This window comes from Candidatus Sodalis endolongispinus (genome assembly GCF_018777395.1).
GTDB lineage: Bacteria > Pseudomonadota > Gammaproteobacteria > Enterobacterales > Enterobacteriaceae > Sodalis_B > Sodalis_B endolongispinus.
The window spans coordinates 1,728,924-1,746,448 of the sequence record NZ_JAFJYC010000001.1 but is presented as its reverse complement, the minus strand read 5'-3'; the positions used below and the strand labels follow the sequence as shown (position 1 = coordinate 1,746,448).

Here is a 17,525-nt window from a genome sequence, read left to right as displayed (position 1 = left end):
ATACTTAGCGTGAGCCAGTGAAACACGCCGTCAAAGAGCATTTTGCTGGTAAACGCTTAAAAAAAATATGACGGGTAGCTTAGAGTGGGTTCTAAGGGGTGAAATCATTTGGTCGATTGCACATGAAAGGGGAATTCTGATACTTAAGATGCCACCCTCCCTTGCACAATAACTAATATTTCTGTGGGGATCTCGCCGCTACGATTAACATGTTGCTACCTTACCCCATGATTTAGCCCCCTGAAACACCAGACAGTAGCTGTATCTCCAGATAAGAGATAGGCTTGAATATATGTCTAACACTAACGCCAATTTTGATATGACCGGGATCCTGTTAGGTCAAGAAGTCCGTAAACGTAAAACTCCTCAGGAAAAAATGGCCATTATTCAGCAGAGGATGGAGCCCGGCATGAATGTCTCCCATCTCGCACGACTGCACGGTATCCAGCCCAGCCTGCTGTTTAAGTGGAAAAAGCAATATCAGGAAGGCAGCCTCACCGCCGTGGCTGCCGGAGGACGTTGTTCCTGCCTCTGAGCTTGCAGCTGCATTGAAGCAGGTCCGGGAGCTCCAGCGCCTTCTGGGTAAGAAGACGATGGAGGTTGAGATCCTAAAAGAAGCCGTGGAGTACGGCCAGTCACGAAAATGGATAGCGCACGCGCCCTTGTTGCCAAAGGCCGGGGAATAGCACAGGTCAGCCGCGCCATGAGCGTGTCGCGTGCGCCGCTGTCACTGCGGATTAAGCGTTCTGCCGACTGGCAGGACAGGCGCTGTAACCGGCGTAATGACGAAGCAGACGCTGAAATACTGTCGGACATCCTCGACATCATCAGCGATATGCCCAGCTACGGCTATCGGCGGGTGTGGGGCATCCTGCGTAAACAACGTCGCGCAGAGGGACTGCCGCCGGTAAATGCGAAACGACTTTACAGGATCATGTGTGAGCATAACCTGCTGTTATTACATTGAAAACCAGAGCGGCCGAGGCGTGAGCATAAGGGCAGGATCGCGGTGGCAGAAAGCGATATGCGCTGGTGTTCAGATGGCTTCGAGTTCGGCTGCGACAACGGTGAAAAACTGCGGGTCACGTTCGCACTGGACTGCTGCGACAGAGAGGCCATAGACTGGTCTGCGAGCACTGGAGGCTACGACAGTTCGACCGTGCAGGATGTGATGCTGAGGTCGGTAGAAAAGCGCTTCGGCGACAGGTTACCCGATACAGCGGTGCAGTGGTTGACGGACAACGGTTCAGCGTATACCGCGCATGAAACGCAGAGGTTCGCCAGAGAACTGGATCTGGAGCCCTGCACAACAGCGGTGAGCAGCCCGCAGAGCAATGGCATGGCCGAACGGTTCGTGAAGACGATGAAGGAAGACTATATCGAGTTCATGCCAAAACCGGATGCGAGAACAGCCCTGCGAAACCTTGCAGCAGCGTTCACGCATTACAATGAAAACCATCCGCACAGCGCGCTGGGATATCACTCTCCGAGAGAATACCGGCGGCAGCGGGCTTCGTTAACTTAAGATACAAAAGCTGTACGGAGATGGCGGGGCAAGATCAGTGTGGACATACTCCGTCGAGCCAATGAGTGCGCGCAACGTACGGTGTGCATTTTGCTGCCGAATGAAAACCTGATTGAGCAATGCCCGCTGTTGCGACGAAGAAAAATTGTAGAAGATATACAGCATGAATTCTTAATTAGAGGGGCACATATCATTATCTATCATCAAATTACGAATAATTTTTCCCAGGCGCTTTTGTTGCACCAAAGGAGAGTAGGTAGAGGTTAGAAGGGAATATTTTATGCCATAAACATCATCATAATGCATAATAGCGCTTACATCCTGCGGCTCAATAAGCCATTGTTCTTCGACATGAAATCCCTCCTCGCGCCGATACGTTAATGCCGCGTCAATGCTAGAAAATGTTTGGTATCGAATCGCTGTCTCCCTTTCCGCTTGATGAAAAACTGTCAGCCACTGCTGCTCCGAGCGTATGAAGGGCTGTGAAATCGTCGGGATCTCCAGGAAGGCCAATTTTTCCGCCGCCGGGTCCACAATATAACGGGTCCCCTCTTTTTCTGCCACCAGCAGATAATGGCGCATCTCCCGGTATCCCTCAGATTCAACCCAGTAAAGCAGCACCCGGCACTCAATTACCTTGAAATCAAACGCACTGTGGGTGTTTGACGGCGCCAGTATGTCAGCATGCTGAGCGATGAACGCCGCAAACTGGCGTTTGCTATTGCCAAGGCGCATCCAATAATCCTGCATCTCAAGGCTCAGCGCGCACGCCGGCACCATGTCGATATCGCTGGCGCGCCGGCGCCGCGCCAGATGCGTTGACCCCTTCTTCCCACCTGTCGATGGCTCCCCGCCAGGCGCATCCGAGCCGGATAATAGGGTATCGTCGCCGCGGTCTATTTCGAGCTGCAGGTCCCGTGCCGGTACCGCCCATGACCCGACTACCGGTAGCGTTGGCAGCGTATGGCGCGGCGCCGGCGTCATTTCGGCTGACGCCATGTTCCCTCCTTCCTTAAGAGACGGCGTATCCGCTATCGGTATCCACAACCCGCTCGCAGTGGGGACAAATACCATGAAGCGGGTCTTGGCTGCCGGCGAAACTAACCCCACCAGCGTTATGCCCCCTCAGCAGACTTTATAGTCGCGCTGAATCGACATTTTCCTGGCGGCATTAGTGTGGCCTGGGCTGTTATTCTTAATTCCATTCATTACAGGAAAGAAATAACGCCTTAACGTTAATTTATACGGATATTCCCGGACAAAAATAGGCAACATTATATCAATCCTCCCTGATTGTTTAATGTAAGTTTGAGACAGGCTGTTCCATCAGCATGAGAAATAACCCGCCAGAACAAACTATTCTTGCGTATTAATTACTCCTTAATCGTCAATGAAACATATAGGCCCAAAGTTTAAATATTGAGATTTAGCTTGATGATTAGCCACGTCCTTTTCAACGGGAAAGCGTGAGGAGATGAAGATAACAAAGGCTTAATTCTGAAGAAATCAAATATGCTAGCTCGTTGAACAACAATAGCGGTGCGTCAGGGAGAATTTAGCGCGCCGATAGTCAGACACCCTTGCACTGCCGAGTAACATGCATTGCAATGATGCCACACGCACAATTACCCGCCCTGGCTGCCGCGTCAAGGCAGCGCCCGCAGGAACCGCTGGCTAGCCCCTTAAAGCATCCGGGTTACCGAACACGCTCCCCAGCGGGCCATCTGGCTTGCGCGCCACCCCGTGTTCGGGCCGCGGGCGACCTTCCCGGTCTGCCACATCGGGTCTGCGGTGGAGTAAACTATGTGCTGTCGCGGCCTGGCGATGACTTAAGGTACGGCACGGCGTCAGGTTATAACCCTATCGCGCGGCGACAACAGCAAAAAACGGCAACCGGCGGACGGGATCATCACGCCATTGTCATCCAGCATTTCCAGCGAATTGCCCGCTGGCCGGAAAAAGTGCTTTTTGCCCGTCGCATTTTCCACCAGCGTTAATTTATCGGCGGTACGCGCCCATTGCCCCGCGCTGGATTGTACGCGGCCGACGCGGACGCCGGTGCTGTAGAGCTGTTGCATGACGAAGGTGCCATTTTCAGCGAGAAATAATTAGGTTTCAATTGCCTCGCGGTTTTCGCCCGGCAACGTCCCTTGATAATACTGCTGCATGGGCGTAAAGGCCCCATCCGCCGCCGGCGGCGCGATATGGCAGCCGGGCAATACGCTGCCGCTAAGCGTAATGACTAAAATCAAGATCACTCTTTTCACCCGGTTCTCCTTTTATCTTCTGGTTGGCGAGAGGGTGGTCGATGATCTTATTGCATTCAAACTCAATAAAAGTTTTCTACATTATCAGTTAACAGAGTAATAGGGCACTTTCCAGACTATTCTTAATCTACACGCCGGCTGTCTTGGGTAGCGCCCGCGCGGCGATCCGCCGCCCTACCAGGGCTGATGCGTACGCTACTGCCACACCTCTAAGGTCATCTCCAACTGTTGGTCGGCATAGGATAACCAGATAAGACCATCCTGCAGCGTCGCCTGCAGCACCATCGTACGCTGCACCAGACTCGCTAGTGCGTTAAGTTGTTCATCGTCGATAAAGCGTACCGACAAATTAGCCTGCGCGGACAACAACGGCTGGTTTTGCTGCCACCAAACGCGGGCGGCGCGCGCATTATAGGCGTACAGCAAGACATGACGAGCCTGATGGCAAGCCTTACGTAAGCGTTTTTCGTCCGGCAGTCCCAGTTCAATCCACCATTCCACTTCACCATGGTCATTTCGCCACAACAACGCCGGCTCCTCTTCCGCGCTCAGTCCACGGGTGAATTACAATCGCTCGTGCGCGTGACATATCCACGCCAGTAATCGCAACATCATACGCTGCGGGGTTTCCGAGGGGTGTTGCGCCAATACCAGATTGGCTTCAGAATAATAATTGCGGTCCATATCGGCAATATTGACCGTGGCTTTGTGGATGTTAGCTTTCAGCGCCATTGTGGTTTCCCTTTTTTGGTGATGACGGCAGTGTACTAGACTTCGCCAGTTGGCGGCCAGCAGCGCCGGTCTCCGGGCCTGTTGCCCGCGCCTTTTCTTAAAGGATTGGGGGCGCTCTGTGCTATAGTCGTTTAAGGAATAACTGTTGATTGATGTGTGGGATTGCCGGCAAATCGCGGTCTATCCTTCCTCAGGGAACAGGCGGCATTTACCGCCCAATAAATGTAGGTGAGCGCTTATGACTATGAATGAAGAATATCAGCCCATTAACTGTGATGATTACGATAATCTTGAGCTCGCCTGTACGCGCCATTGGGTATTGAACCTGACGCTCCGTAACGGGGAAACAGTGGCCGGCGCGGCACGCGAAATGCTGTCGAGAAAGCGCGTTGAATATCTGGTGATCGAGCAGGCGGGCGTCAGCCAGGACATCCGCCTGGATCACATTGCCAGTTTCACCCATCCCGAATTGGGCACCGTGGTGGTCAGCGCAGAATAACCCCCTCCCCCTTGTGCGGGCCGCTCCGGCAGCCCGCTAATCACTTCCGCTCTTCTCGTCTGACAACACCCCGTCCTGACCGCCGCTATTTGGCGCGGCGGCTATCGCGTCATCACTGCCCGGCTGCCAAAAAAGCTGCCATTGCGTGTGAGATTCACGCACTCGGCCTTCCCACGTCACGAAGACCCCCAGCGCAGCAATGAGCTGGTCATTATAAAACAGCAGCGGCGTGCTGCCGCGCCGCCACGGTGGGATGCTCAGCTCTTGCCAGATTTTTTTCAACGTTCGGCCGCGGTGACGTCCCACGATATACAATAGGCCATGTACGCCGCCGAATCGCACCGATACCCGTTCGCCGGACAGCGGTGCACGCACGACAGCCACCGGCGCCGCCGCGCTGCCGGTATCGGCGGCGTTGGCGTTGATGTTGGCCCTGATGTCACCATTGGCGTTGGCCTTGATATTGGCCTCTGGGGCGAGACTGGCCTTGCCATGTTGTCGCGCTCCCAGGTCGCTAGCGCCACTTGTCGCCGTGGTTGACGGTGTCTCCAGAGGCGCGCTAGCGGCGTTAACCTGGCGTCGTAGGAGGGCACCAAGCCTCGCGGGCAACCTAAGTCGTTCATTTTCCAGCGGCCAGGCGAACACTGCTTCGGGGTCGATTAGCGGCGCCAAACGCGGCACGAGATAAAGACGTTCGCGAAAGCGCCGTACCCACCAGTCGTCTAGCAGCAGTTGTGCAACGGCGTCGCGCCGACTAAGCGCCACCTCCTGCCATAGGCGAGCCAATTGCGCCCGTGCGGGCATTCTCAGGCCCCGGTTGGCCAGCCAGCGGCGTAACACCGCCGCGCGCTTGTGCTCGCTCATCGTGGTTAGCGCCGTCAAACGTAATGACCCGTCCGGTGCGATGACATCGGCCAGTGTATCCGCCAGCAGTTCGTCAAGCAGCTGTTCCTGCTCGGCGCAAAGCTGCGCGCTGCGCGCCACGGCATCGGCAAAGTGCGGCCAGCGCTGCCGCAAGGGCGGCAGGATGTGCAGGCGCAAAAAATTGCGATCGAAACGCGGGTCGCTATTGCTGTCGTCCTCAATCCAGTGCAGCCCGCGCGCCTGGGCATACGCCTCTAGCTCTCCCCGGCTGAAGTCCAGCAACGGCCGCACCAGACGGCGGCCTTGATACGGCGCATCTGCCGCCATCGCCGCCAGACCGGCAGGCCCGCTGCCGCGTTTTAGCGCCAGCAGCAGCGTCTCCGCCTGATCGTCACGGTGCTGGGCGGTAAGCAGCACCTCATCCCCCGCCAGCGCCGCCGCCAGCGCCCGATAACGCGCGTCGCGCGCCGCCGCCTCGATGCCCTCCAGCGTCCCATCGATGACGACATGCGCCACACTGAAGGCGACGTCGCGCTGACGACATTCCTGCGCACAGTGCGCGGCCCAGCCATCAGCGTGGCGGCTCAAGGCGTGATGGACATGCACCGCCCGCAGCGTCAGCGATGACACGCTATCACCGTCGCGCAGTGCGGAGAGGGCGTCCAGCAATACCGTGGAATCCAGACCGCCGCTGAACGCCAGCGACAGCGCGCGATATGGCGCGACGCGCTCGGCGACGCGGCGGCGCAGCGCCAGCACTACCCCCTCAGCATCAGGCTTCATAAAGCTCCAGCGGTAATTGATCGGGATCGGCGAAGAAAGTGAATTTCTTACCGGTCAGCGCATCGACCCGCACCGGCTCGCAGGCTACGCCGGCGTCGAATGGCTTGGTCGATATCGACGACGCTAAAGGCTAAATGCCGTAACCCCTGGGCTTCCGGCCGACTTAGCCGCGCTGGTGCGCCGGGAAAAGAGAACAGTTCAATTAAGTATTGCCCGTTCAGCGCCAGATCGCCCTTCCAGGAGTCCCGCTCGGCGCGGTAATGCTCGCCGATGAGTGTAAAACCCAGTACCTGACAGTAAAAAGTTTTACTGCGCGTGTAATCGCTGGCGATAATGGCGATATGGTGCATCCGTTGTAGGCTAATCATGTGTTAAGGTTCCAGTCCTTCATCTGCTGGCTGGCGAAAATTGCCCGCCCGACGGCGCGGTCGTGCCCGCGGCCGGCTTTCCCGCCTTTTTACCAATTTTAGCGCGCGCCGTACAGGGCGGACCTGCCATCATCCCTAAGCCGTTTGCCGGCTGGCGGTTTCTTTTAGCACCCGTACCCGGTACTGTCCATCATCGGTCAGTTCAGCACCGTGGATATCGGTCTCAAAACCCGGATAATGCTGGCCGATTGAGCACAACATTAATAGAAAATCGAGCACCGTGCGACTGCGTTCGGTGATCATCTCGCCGGGCATCACCACCGGCACTCCCGGCGGATACGGCAACAGCATATTGGCAGAGATGCGGCCGACCATTTGCGACAGCGCTATGGTTTCCACGTTGCCGCGCACCTGCTGTTGAAACGCGGCGTAGGGCGTCATTTTCATTTCGGGCAGCACCGCGAAGGCATTGAGCATCAACTGCGGCAGATGATGCTGGCGGATTAATTGGTGAATGTCCTGCGCCAAATCCTGGATACGCATATGGCGATAAAAATCAGGATCTTCCGCGTACAGGTCCGGCAGCATATTGCGCACCCGCAGATTGAGATCGTAGGCGCGCTTGAACTCGGTCAGTCCACGCAACAAACTCATCGCCTTGGTTTTATCAATACCGATACTAAACAGAAACAGTAAATTGTATGGCCCGGTTTTCTCCACCACTACGCCGCGCTCGTCGAGAAACTTGGCCACCAGCGAGGCCGGGATCCCCTCCGGCGCCATCTCGCCGGCCTCATCCATGCCCGGCGTCAGGATGGTGACCTTGATGGGGTCGAGGTACATATGCCCGGCATCGGCATCGCGAAATCCATGCCACGGCGCGCCCGGCTCCACCGGCCAGCAGACCGCGTCTTCGATAATTTCGGGTTGCCAGATATCGAAAAACCAGCCCTCCGACTCCTGACGTAACCGGTAAACCTCTTTACGAAAATGCAGCGCCCGCTCAATGGAGCGTTGGATAAGCCGGCGCCCCGGTTTGCCGCGTACCATTGCCGCCGCCATCTCGATGGAGGCAACGATGCCGTAATGGGGCGAGGTGGTGGTGTGCATCATGTACGCTTCGTTAAAGGTGCGTTCATCATAATCACCCTTAATATGGGTGGCTGAGGCCTGTGAAAAGGCAGCCAGCAATTTGTGCGTCGATTGTGTCTCGAAAATGACTTTATCATGGGTCCGCTCGCCGCTCATGCCGCTTTTGCCGCGATAGATGGGATGGAAATTGGTGTACGGCACCCAGGCGGAGTCAAAATGAATTGACTGCACGGCCAGCGTTTGTTTGATGTATTGCGTGTTATACAGCAGGCCATCATAGGTGGAATTGGTAATCACCGCATGCACAGGCCAACTGGCTTTGGCGGTGGCCGCCACTTTCTCCGCGATACTTTCGCGGCTGAACTGGCGCTGGGGAATACCGCCGAGGATGCCGTAGGCGTTGCGGCTCGGCGTCAGGTAAATCGTCACCACATCGCTCATCAGCAGCAGATGGGCCAGCGACTTGTGGCAGTTGCGATCGATAAGCACCGTACTGCCGGCGGGGCTGGCGTACATTCCTACGATTTTGTTCGAGGTGGAGGTGCCATTGGTCACCATGTAACTTTGCTCGGCGCCAAAGGTACGGGCAATATATTCCTCCGCCTCCAGATGAGGTCCGGTATGGTCCAGAAGCGATCCCAGTTCGGTCACGGAAATCGACACATCCGCCTTTAGCGTATTGCCGCCAAAGAAGTCATAAAACAGGCTGCCTACCGGACTTTTTTGATAGGCGGTACCGGCCATATGGCCCGGATTACAGAAGGTATATTTCCCCTCTTCGACATAATGGAACAGCGCCTTGCGCTCATGGCGCGGCTGACCTGTGCTATTCCCCGGCCTTTGGCAACAAGGGCGCGTGCGCTATCCATTTTCGTGACTGGCCGTACTCCACGGCTTCTTTTAGGATCTCAACCTCCATCGTCTTCTTACCCAGAAGGCGCTGGAGCTCCCGGACCTGCTTCAATGCAGCTGCAAGCTCAGAGGCAGGAACAACGTCCTCCCCGGCAGCCACGGCGGTGAGGCTGCCTTCCTGATATTGCTTTTCCACTTAAACAGCAGGCTGGGCTGGATACCGTGCAGTCGTGCGAGATGGGAGACATTCATGCCGGTCTCCATCGGTCTGCTGAATAATGGCCATTTTTTCCTGAGGAGTTTTACGTTTACGGACTTCTTGACCTAACAGGATCCCGGTCATATCAAAATTGGCGTTAGTGCTAGACATATATTCAAGCCTATCTCTTATCTGGATATACAGCTACTGTCTGGTGTTTCAGGGGCTAAATCGTTGACGGATGCGTTGGCTGATATCGACGGCGGCATTTAGACCGTATTCAAAGAAATACAGCGCCATGCGCATTTCATTAGCACTGACGTCAAGCACCGAGTGGGTGCTGATAAACGCATACAGCGGCAGGTATTCGTTAATCTCATCAATCGCCAGGCAAAGATCCATGCCATATTGTTCCCAGTCGAAAATAATCCCTGCGATGCGCGGGTTTTGCTCGAGTAAGGTCAATAAATACTGGCTGCCGGTAGGATAGACGATGTGATAACCCTGGTCGGTCAGCGCCTGTGCCAATTCCCGTACGGGTTCAGCTTTGTAAAATACCTGATCCGGCAAAAGTATCGCAATAATGTTCATTCAGCGCATCCTTACAAAGGTCGTTGGCTCGCGAGTCTCGGCCGAACGTTAAGCATAGCCGGCATTGCGGCTTGCCGAACATCTGGCACCCCGCCGACCCAAAATAGCAAAACACCCCGCAGGCGCGAGCCTGCGGGGTGTGAGACATCACCGGTCTGGTCCGGGCACCACCGGCGCCGGTAGCCGACGCCGGTCATTCAGCAATAGCCGTAATTCATCAGACGGTGATAACGACGATTGAGTAACTCTTCCGTATTCAAGCCGTCAAGCTCGGCCAAATCGTCCAGCAGCTGCGCTTTCAGCGAGGCGGCAATGGCCGGCACATCGCGATGGGCGCCGCCCAACGGCTCCGGCACGATGCTGTCGATAAGCTCCAGTTCTTTCAAGCGCGAGGCGATAATGCCCATGGCTTCGGCGGCGATAGGGGCTTTATCCGCGCTCTTCCACAAAATGGAGGCGCAGCCTTCTGGTGAAATAACCGAATAGGTGCTGTATTGCAGCATGTTAACTTTGTCGCCCACGCCAATCGCCAGCGCCCCGCCGGAGCCGCCCTCGCCTATCACGGTGCAGACCGCCGGCACGCGCAGGCCAGACATTTCACGCAGGTTTTTCGCGATAGCCTCGGACTGGCCGCGCTCTTCGGCGCCGACCCCCGGGTAAGCGCCAGGTGTGTCGATGAACGTGAGCAGCGGCAGGTTGAAACGATCTGCCATTTCCATTAGCCGCAGCGCCTTGCGGTAGCCTTCCGGCGCCGGCATGCCGAAGTTACGGCGGATTTTCTCTTTGGTTTCGCGCCCTTTCTGGTGGCCTATTATCATGACCGGCCGCGAATCCAACCGCGCAATGCCGCCGACGATGGCTTTATCGTCAGCATAGGCGCGATCGCCCGCCAGTTCGTCAAAATCGGTGAAGATATGGCGGACGTAATCCAGCGTATAGGGACGCATGGGATGTCGCGCCAGCTGGGCGACTTGCCAGGCGCCCAGATCGGAGAATATTTTTCGCGTCAGCTCTACGCTTTTTTCACGCAGGCGCTGCACCTCTTCATCCAGATTAATATCTAATTTTTCGTCTTGACGGCTGACTGCGGTCAGCGAGTCAATTTTCGCTTCCAGCTCTGCAATCGGCTGTTCAAAATCAAGAAAATTCAGACTCATAGTATTCCTATATTAGTCAAATTCCAGTTCCACCTGTTCATTTCCCACAAGCGTTCGCAAGTCATTCAATAAACGGTCAGTCGGCGTCACCCGCCAGGTTGCCCCAAAGCGCAGCCGCGCGCGCGCATCTTGCCGTTGATAATAAAGATGCACTGGAATCGTCCCCGATCGATGCGGTTCCAACGATAAACGGAGACGGTTGAGAAGCTGGTCATCAATTTGCCTGTCGGTCAGCGAGATAGCAAGCCCGCGCGCGTATTTTTCACGTGCTTCACTAATATCCATCAGTTCACGGGCGGTCATCTTCAGGCCACCGTTGAAATCATCGAAGCTAACCTGTCCCTGAGCGATAAGGATACGGTCTTTTTCCAGTAAATGCTGGTATTTTTCCAGCGCATCCGTGAACAGCATCACGTCCAGACGGCCGGAACGATCGTCGAGCGTGCAAACGCCGATCCGGTTGCCCCGCTTGGTCACCATCACCCGTGCAGACAATACCATCCCCACCGCGGTCACCATCTTGCCGCGCTCGGTGGGGTGCATATCCTTCAGGCGCACCCCGCCCGCATAGCGTTCAATCTCGCGCAGATACTGGGTGATGGGGTGGCCGGTCAAATAGAGGCCGAGCGTTTCGCGCTCGCCGTCCAGCACCACCTGCTCCGGCCAGGGCGCCACGGTACTGTAGGACGCTTCGACCGCCTCCGGCTCCTCCGCCAGCACGCCGAACATATCGCCCTGACCAATGGCCTCGGCTTTGGCGTGCTGATCGGCGGCCTTGAGCGCGTCGCCAAGACTGTTCATTAGCGCGGCGCGGTGCGGCCCGAGACGGTCGAAGGCGCCGGACACAATCAGCTTTTCCAGCACCCGGCGGTTGAGTTTTTTGATATCGGTACGCGCGCACAGATCGAACAATTCACGGAAGTGTCCGTCCTGGTTACGCGCCTCGATAATCGCCTCGATAGGCCCTTCCCCCACGCCCTTGATGGCGCCGATGCCGTAAACTATCTCGCCCTCTGGGTTAACGTGAAAATGGTACTGGCAGCTGTTGATATCCGGCGGCAGGACCTTGAGGCCCATACGCAGACATTCGTCAACCAACCCCACCACCTTTTCGGTATTGTCCATATCGGCGGTCATCACCGCCGCCATGAACTCGGCGGGATAATGGGCCTTCAGCCACAGGGTTTGATACGACACCAGCGCATAGGCGGCAGAGTGGGATTTGTTAAAGCCGTAGCCGGCGAATTTCTCCACCAGATCGAAGATCTTCATCGACAGTTCGCCGTCGACGCCGATACTTTCCGCGCCGGCTTTGAATACCGAACGCTGTTTGGCCATCTCCTCCGGTTTCTTTTTCCCCATCGCGCGGCGCAACATATCCGCGCCGCCCAGAGTGTAGCCCGCCAGCACCTGGGCTATCTGCATGACCTGTTCCTGGTAGAGGATGATGCCGTAAGTCGTCTCCAGCACGGGTTGCAGCGAGGCGTGTTGCCATTCGATATCGGGATAGGAAATCGCCTCACGGCCGTGCTTGCGGTCGATAAAGTTATCGACCATCCCCGACTGCAGCGGCCCGGGCCGGAACAGCGCCACCAGCGCGATCATATCCTCGAAACAGTCTGGCTGCAGGCGCTTTATTAGATCCTTCATACCGCGCGATTCCAGTTGGAACACGGCAGTGGTTTCGGAGCGCTGCAGCATATCGAAGCTCTTCTTGTCCTCCAGCGGGATGGCGGCGATATCAATGGGATCCAGACCCTGGCGTGCGCGGCTGGCGTTGATCATGTCCAGCGCCCAGTTGATGATGGTCAGGGTGCGCAGGCCGAGGAAGTCGAACTTCACCAGACCGGCGTATTCCACATCGTTCTTGTCGAACTGGGTCACCGGATGGTTACCTTCGCCATCGCAGTAAAGCGGCGCAAAATCGGTAATCTTGGTCGGCGCGATCACCACACCCCCGGCATGCTTGCCGGCATTGCGCGTGACCCCTTCGAGCTTGCGCGCCATATCAATCAGCGCTTTGACCTCTTCGTCGGCATCATAAATCGCCTGCAGTTGCGGCTCGGCGACGAAGGCTTTTTCCAGCGTCATGCCGGGGTCGGGGGGCACCAGCTTGGAGATGCGATCCACAAAGCCGTAAGGGTGCCCAAGCACCCGCCCCACATCGCGGATCACCGCTTTGGCCGCCATGGTACCGAAGGTGATAATCTGCGAAACCGCGTCACGGCCGTAGGTTTCGGCCACGTGGTCAATCACCAGATCGCGCTTCTCCATGCAGAAGTCGACGTCAAAGTCAGGCATCGATACGCGTTCCGGATTCAGGAAACGTTCAAACAGCAGATCGAACGCCAGCGGGTCAAGATCGGTGATATTCAGCGCATAGGCCACCAGCGAGCCCGCGCCGGAGCCGCGGCCCGGCCCGACCGGTACGCCGTTATCCTTAGACCACTGGATAAACTCCATGACGATCAGGAAGTAACCAGGGAATCCCATCTGGTTTATCACCTGCAACTCGATAGCCAGACGTTCGTCATAAGCCGGCCGTTTCTCCCGCCGCCTATCGGCATCGGGGAACAGGAATCTAAGCCGCTCTTCCAAACCTTCGCGCGCGCATTTGACCAGATAATCTTCGGTGGACATTTCGCCGGTCGGGAATTGCGGCAAGAAATATTCCCCGAGGCGGATGGTGACGTTACAGCGTCGGGCGATTTCTACGCTGTTGGCCAGCGCTTCCGGCAGATCGGCGAACAGCTCGCACATCTCCTGTTCGCTGCGCATATATTGCTGCAAACTGTAATTCCGCGGCCGTTTGGCGTCATCCAGGGTAAAGCCGTCGTGAATCGCCACCCGGATCTCGTGGGCGTCGAAATCGTCCGGGCTGGTAAAACGCACGTCATTGGTAGCCACGACCGGCAGTCCCCGACGCGCCGCCAGCTCAACCGCAGCATGCAGGTAGCTTTCTTCGTCCGCCCGGCCGGTGCGGATAAGTTCCAGGAAATAGCGGTCGGGGAAATAGCGCTCGTAGAACGCCAGGCACTGTTCCACCTGCGGCATGTTGCCGCGCATCAGGAATTTGCAGACATCCCCATTACGCGCCCCGGAGAGCAAAATCAGCCCTTCGTTATGCGCAATCAGCCAGTCGCGATCGATAACCGGCCCGGCCGCGCCGTAACCGCGCTTGTAGGCATCGGAAATCAGCAGGGTCAAATGCTGGTAACCGACATTATTGGCCGCCAGAATGGTCAATTCTGCCAGTTCATCGCCCAGCATCTCGCTTTGTACGAAAAAATCCGCGCCGATAATCGGTTTGATGCCGGCACCATGGGCACTGCCGTAAAATTTAACCAGCCCGCATAAATTGGTGAAATCGGTAATGGCCAGCGCCGGCATAGCCAGAGACGCGGCTTTTTTTACCAACGGGCCGATTTTGACCAGCCCATCGATCATGGAGTAATCGCTGTGTACACGCAGGTGGATAAAACGTGGTTCGGCCATGTGAATTACCCGCTATGAGGTTTTGGCACGACGATCGCGCCGCGCGACGGTGACAGATTCATGCCGGCTCCAGCACCCGCCGGACCGGCGCAAAGCTTCGTCGATGATGCACGGTCGCGCCGTGGAGCGCCAGCTTTTCCAGATGGAAGGCGGTCGGATACCCCTTATGCTGGGCGAAACCATATTCGGGAAACTGCAGGTGCATCGCGGCCATCTCCCGGTCGCGGGTGACTTTGGCAATGATGGAGGCGGCGCTGATTTCGGCCACCCGGCTATCGCCTTTCACTACCGCCTGCGACGGCATCGGCAGCAGAGGACAGCGGTTACCGTCCACCAGCACAAAATCCGGTACCACCGCCAGACCCGCGACCGCCCGCTGCATCGCCAACAGAGTTGCCTGGTAAATATTGATACTGTCGATCTCAGAGGCTTCGGCACGGCCCACGCTCCAAGCCAGCGCGCAACGGGTGATTTCCACATACAGCGCCTCGCGCCGCTTTTCACTCAGCTTTTTCGAGTCCGCCAGCCCCAACACCGGCCGGGCGGGATCCAGGATCACGGCGGCGGTCACCACCGCCCCCACCAGAGGCCCGCGCCCCACTTCGTCGACGCCGGCAATAAGCGTCGCCGCAGGGTAGATAAAAGGTTCCGTCATGGGTTTCACTACCTGCTAAAGAATTAACGGTTAATCAGCGCCAGCACCGCGCGCGCCGCCTGTTCGTCGGCGTTACAGCGAATCTGCTGGTGCAGTTGGCGAAACGTGGCCAGCAACGCCGCGCGCTGATCATCATCATCAAGCAGCGGCACCAGGGCCGCCGCCAACGCCTCCGGCTGGCACGCTTCTTGTAACAGTTCCTTGACCAGTTCTCGGCCGGCCAACAGATTGGGCAGCGACACCCACGGTGTTTTCACCAACCGCTGCGCCAGCGCGAACGTCAGGGGCTTCATGCGATAGCCCACCACCATCGGACACTTCGCCAGCATGCACTCAAGGGACGCGGTGCCGGAAGTCAGCAGAGCGGCATCGGCGGCGATCATGGCCTGGCGGGCCTGATTGTCCAAAAGCCGTACCGGCAACGCCGGCGCTACCGCCGCCAAGATGTGCTCAAACTGCGCCCACCGGGCCGGATTCACCAACGGTACGACAATCTCTAGCCCTGGGAAACGCGCATATAACCGTTCGGCGGCGCGCAGGAAGTCCGCGCTCAGCATCGCCACCTCGCTCTGACGGCTGCCCGGCAACAGGGCCAGGCAGCGCGCTTCAGCGGCAATACCCAGCGCCTGGCGCGCGTCGGCTTTATCCGGGTCAAGGGGCATGGCGTCCGCTAGCGTATGACCGATAAACTGGCAGGGGACATTGTAGCGGTCGTAAAACGCCTTCTCGAACGGCAGAAAGGCCAGTACGTTATCGGTGGCGCGGCCGATTTTAAACACCCGCTTCTGCCGCCAGGCCCAGACGGAGGGGCTGATATAATGAATAGTGCGGATACCGCGCCGCTTGAGGCGGCCTTCCAGCGTAATCGTAAAATCCGGTGCATCGATACCGACAAAGACGTCGGGACGCAGCGCGGTGAAGCGGCGGGTCAGGTCGCGGCGGATACGCAGCAGCCGCGGCAAGCGCTCGACCACCTCCACGATGCCCATCACCGCCAGCTCTTCCATGTCATACCAGGCTTCCATCCCTTCCGCCTGCATGCGCGGGCCGGCAACGCCGACAAAACGGGCCTCTGGCAAATGGCCACACAGCGCGCGTATCAGCCCGGCGCCAAGAATATCACCTGACGTTTCGCCGGCCACCAGACCGATAGTGATGGGGCGTGCCGGCATAATTAGCGGATAATACCGCGCTGGGAGCGTGACAGAAAGTCCAGGAAGGTATTAACCACCTGATGCTCCTGCGCCAGCGCTGCCAGCTCTGGCTTGGCTTCGTCGAGGGTTTTGCCGCTGCGGTAAATGATTTTATAAGCAGCGCGTATCGCGTGCAGCGCGGCGCGATCGAAACCGCGGCGCTTCAGCCCTTCGTTATTTATGCCGAACGGCGTGGCGTGATTGCCCTGGGCGATAACGAAAGGCGGTACATCCTGGACAACGCCGGAACAGCCGCCGATCATGACGTGGGCGCCGACAACGCAGAACTGATGCACCGCGGTCATGCCGCCGATAATGGCGTAGTCGTCCACCGCCACATGGCCGCCGATCGTAGCGTTATTGGCCATAATGCAGTGACTGCCTACCGTGCAGTCGTGGGCGACGTGGGCATTCACCATCAGCAAATTGTCGCTGCCGACCCGGGTGACTTCTCCGCCTTGTATCGTGCCACGATGAATGGTCACGCTTTCCCTGATCTGGTTACGGTGCCCGATTTCGACCCGCGTCGGCTCCCCGGCATATTTCAGATCCTGATTAACGTCACCAAGGCAGGCGAACGGATAAATCTGGTTATCTTCACCTATGCGGGTGATGCCGGTCACCACCACGTGGGACTTAAGCACCGTGCGCGCGCCGATTTCGGCCTGCGGCCCGATAACGCAAAACGGGCCGACATGCACGTCAGGGTGGATGATAGCGCCCTCTTCCACAATAGCGCTGGGATGTATAAAGGCGGATTGGTCAATCACGTGTTCAGGCCTCCCGGCGACGGGCGCACATCATCGACGCTTCGCAAGCCACTTCGCCATCAACTTTGGCAACACCTTTGAAGCGCGCGACGCCGCGACGCTCTTTAATAAATTCAACTTCGAGGATCATCTGATCGCCCGGCTGTACCGGGCGTTTAAAACGGGCTTCATCAATGGCGGCGAAATAATAGAGTTCCCCCGGGGCCAGCTTACCTGCGCTTTTGAACGCCAGAATGCCGGTCGCCTGTGCCATTGCTTCCAGGATCAGTACCCCGGGAAAAATCGGTTTGCCCGGAAAATGGCCCTGGAAAAAAGGTTCATTGAAGGAAACATTCTTTACCGCGCGCAGGAACTTCCCTTTCTCGAAACCCAACACGCGGTCCACCAGCAAAAACGGAAAGCGGTGGGGCAAAAGTTCTAATATCTCTTCAATATGCAGAGTATGAGTGTCAGTAGTCAAAATACTCTTCCTGTCTATAAAAA

General features: G+C 57.1%; 11 protein-coding genes and 6 pseudogenes. 2 read left to right on the top strand and 15 right to left on the bottom strand.

The window, feature by feature from the left end; translation table 11 throughout:
- Positions 1-319: 319 nt before the first annotated feature.
- Positions 320-1,525 (top strand): annotated as a pseudogene (locus JZM24_RS08435) (IS3 family transposase).
- Positions 1,526-1,696: 171 nt separating this feature from the next.
- Here the strand turns inward: JZM24_RS08435 and JZM24_RS08430 are convergent.
- The 4 genes and pseudogenes from JZM24_RS08430 to JZM24_RS08415 all read right to left on the bottom strand — a co-directional run bounded on the left by JZM24_RS08430 (position 1,697) and on the right by JZM24_RS08415 (position 4,524).
- Complete coding sequence (locus JZM24_RS08430) at positions 1,697-2,275, bottom strand: hypothetical protein (protein ID WP_215669320.1); 579 nt, start codon at positions 2,273-2,275, stop codon at positions 1,697-1,699.
- Between the two features lie 1,097 nt (positions 2,276-3,372).
- Positions 3,373-3,621: pseudogene (locus JZM24_RS08425) on the bottom strand (copper resistance protein NlpE N-terminal domain-containing protein); the annotation flags it as partial.
- A gap of 12 nt (positions 3,622-3,633) precedes the next feature.
- Complete coding sequence (locus JZM24_RS08420; RefSeq protein ID WP_215669318.1) at positions 3,634-3,792, bottom strand: hypothetical protein; 159 nt, start codon at positions 3,790-3,792, stop codon at positions 3,634-3,636.
- A gap of 195 nt (positions 3,793-3,987) precedes the next feature.
- Positions 3,988-4,524 (bottom strand): annotated as a pseudogene (locus tag JZM24_RS08415) (YaeQ family protein).
- A gap of 238 nt (positions 4,525-4,762) precedes the next feature.
- On the opposite strand from JZM24_RS08415, the gene rof reads away from it, so the two are divergent.
- Entirely contained in the window at positions 4,763-5,023 is a 261-nt protein-coding gene (gene rof / locus JZM24_RS08410; protein WP_215669317.1) for a Rho-binding antiterminator, read from the top strand.
- A gap of 36 nt (positions 5,024-5,059) precedes the next feature.
- Here rof and tilS read toward each other — a convergent pair whose 3' ends face one another.
- From tilS to fabZ, 11 genes and pseudogenes are all read right to left on the bottom strand, one after another.
- A complete protein-coding gene (gene tilS / locus JZM24_RS08405) occupies positions 5,060-6,670 on the bottom strand; it encodes a tRNA lysidine(34) synthetase TilS (RefSeq protein WP_215669316.1) in 1,611 nt (536 codons plus the stop codon).
- Positions 6,660-7,038, bottom strand: a pseudogene (locus JZM24_RS08400) (VOC family protein). Before JZM24_RS08400 ends, tilS begins: the two are co-directional and overlap by 11 nt.
- A gap of 135 nt (positions 7,039-7,173) precedes the next feature.
- Positions 7,174-8,931, bottom strand: a pseudogene (locus JZM24_RS08395) (lysine decarboxylase LdcC); the annotation flags it as partial.
- Positions 8,916-9,325, bottom strand: a pseudogene (locus tag JZM24_RS08390) (transposase); the annotation flags it as partial. The pseudogenes JZM24_RS08395 and JZM24_RS08390, both read right to left, overlap by 16 nt.
- A gap of 75 nt (positions 9,326-9,400) precedes the next feature.
- Positions 9,401-9,772, bottom strand: a complete 372-nt coding sequence (locus JZM24_RS08385) for an Orn/Lys/Arg decarboxylase N-terminal domain-containing protein (protein WP_215669315.1) — start codon at positions 9,770-9,772, stop codon at positions 9,401-9,403.
- Positions 9,773-9,969: 197 nt separating this feature from the next.
- Positions 9,970-10,929: an acetyl-CoA carboxylase carboxyl transferase subunit alpha gene (gene accA / locus JZM24_RS08380; RefSeq protein WP_215669314.1), complete on the bottom strand. Its 960-nt coding sequence runs from the start codon at positions 10,927-10,929 to the stop codon at positions 9,970-9,972.
- Positions 10,930-10,941: 12 nt separating this feature from the next.
- Positions 10,942-14,424, bottom strand: a complete 3,483-nt coding sequence (gene dnaE, locus JZM24_RS08375) for a DNA polymerase III subunit alpha (RefSeq protein ID WP_215669313.1) — start codon at positions 14,422-14,424, stop codon at positions 10,942-10,944.
- A gap of 58 nt (positions 14,425-14,482) precedes the next feature.
- Entirely contained in the window at positions 14,483-15,079 is a 597-nt protein-coding gene (gene rnhB, locus JZM24_RS08370) for a ribonuclease HII (protein WP_215669312.1), read from the bottom strand.
- 23 nt (positions 15,080-15,102) lie between these two features.
- The gene (gene lpxB, locus JZM24_RS08365; protein ID WP_215669311.1) at positions 15,103-16,251 is read right to left on the bottom strand and encodes a lipid-A-disaccharide synthase; all 1,149 of its coding nucleotides are present in this window, start codon (positions 16,249-16,251) and stop codon (positions 15,103-15,105) included.
- 2 nt (positions 16,252-16,253) lie between these two features.
- Positions 16,254-17,042: an acyl-ACP--UDP-N-acetylglucosamine O-acyltransferase gene (gene lpxA, locus JZM24_RS08360; protein WP_215669310.1), complete on the bottom strand. Its 789-nt coding sequence runs from the start codon at positions 17,040-17,042 to the stop codon at positions 16,254-16,256.
- A gap of 4 nt (positions 17,043-17,046) precedes the next feature.
- Positions 17,047-17,502: a 3-hydroxyacyl-ACP dehydratase FabZ gene (fabZ, locus tag JZM24_RS08355; protein ID WP_215669309.1), complete on the bottom strand. Its 456-nt coding sequence runs from the start codon at positions 17,500-17,502 to the stop codon at positions 17,047-17,049.
- Positions 17,503-17,525: the final 23 nt, after the last annotated feature.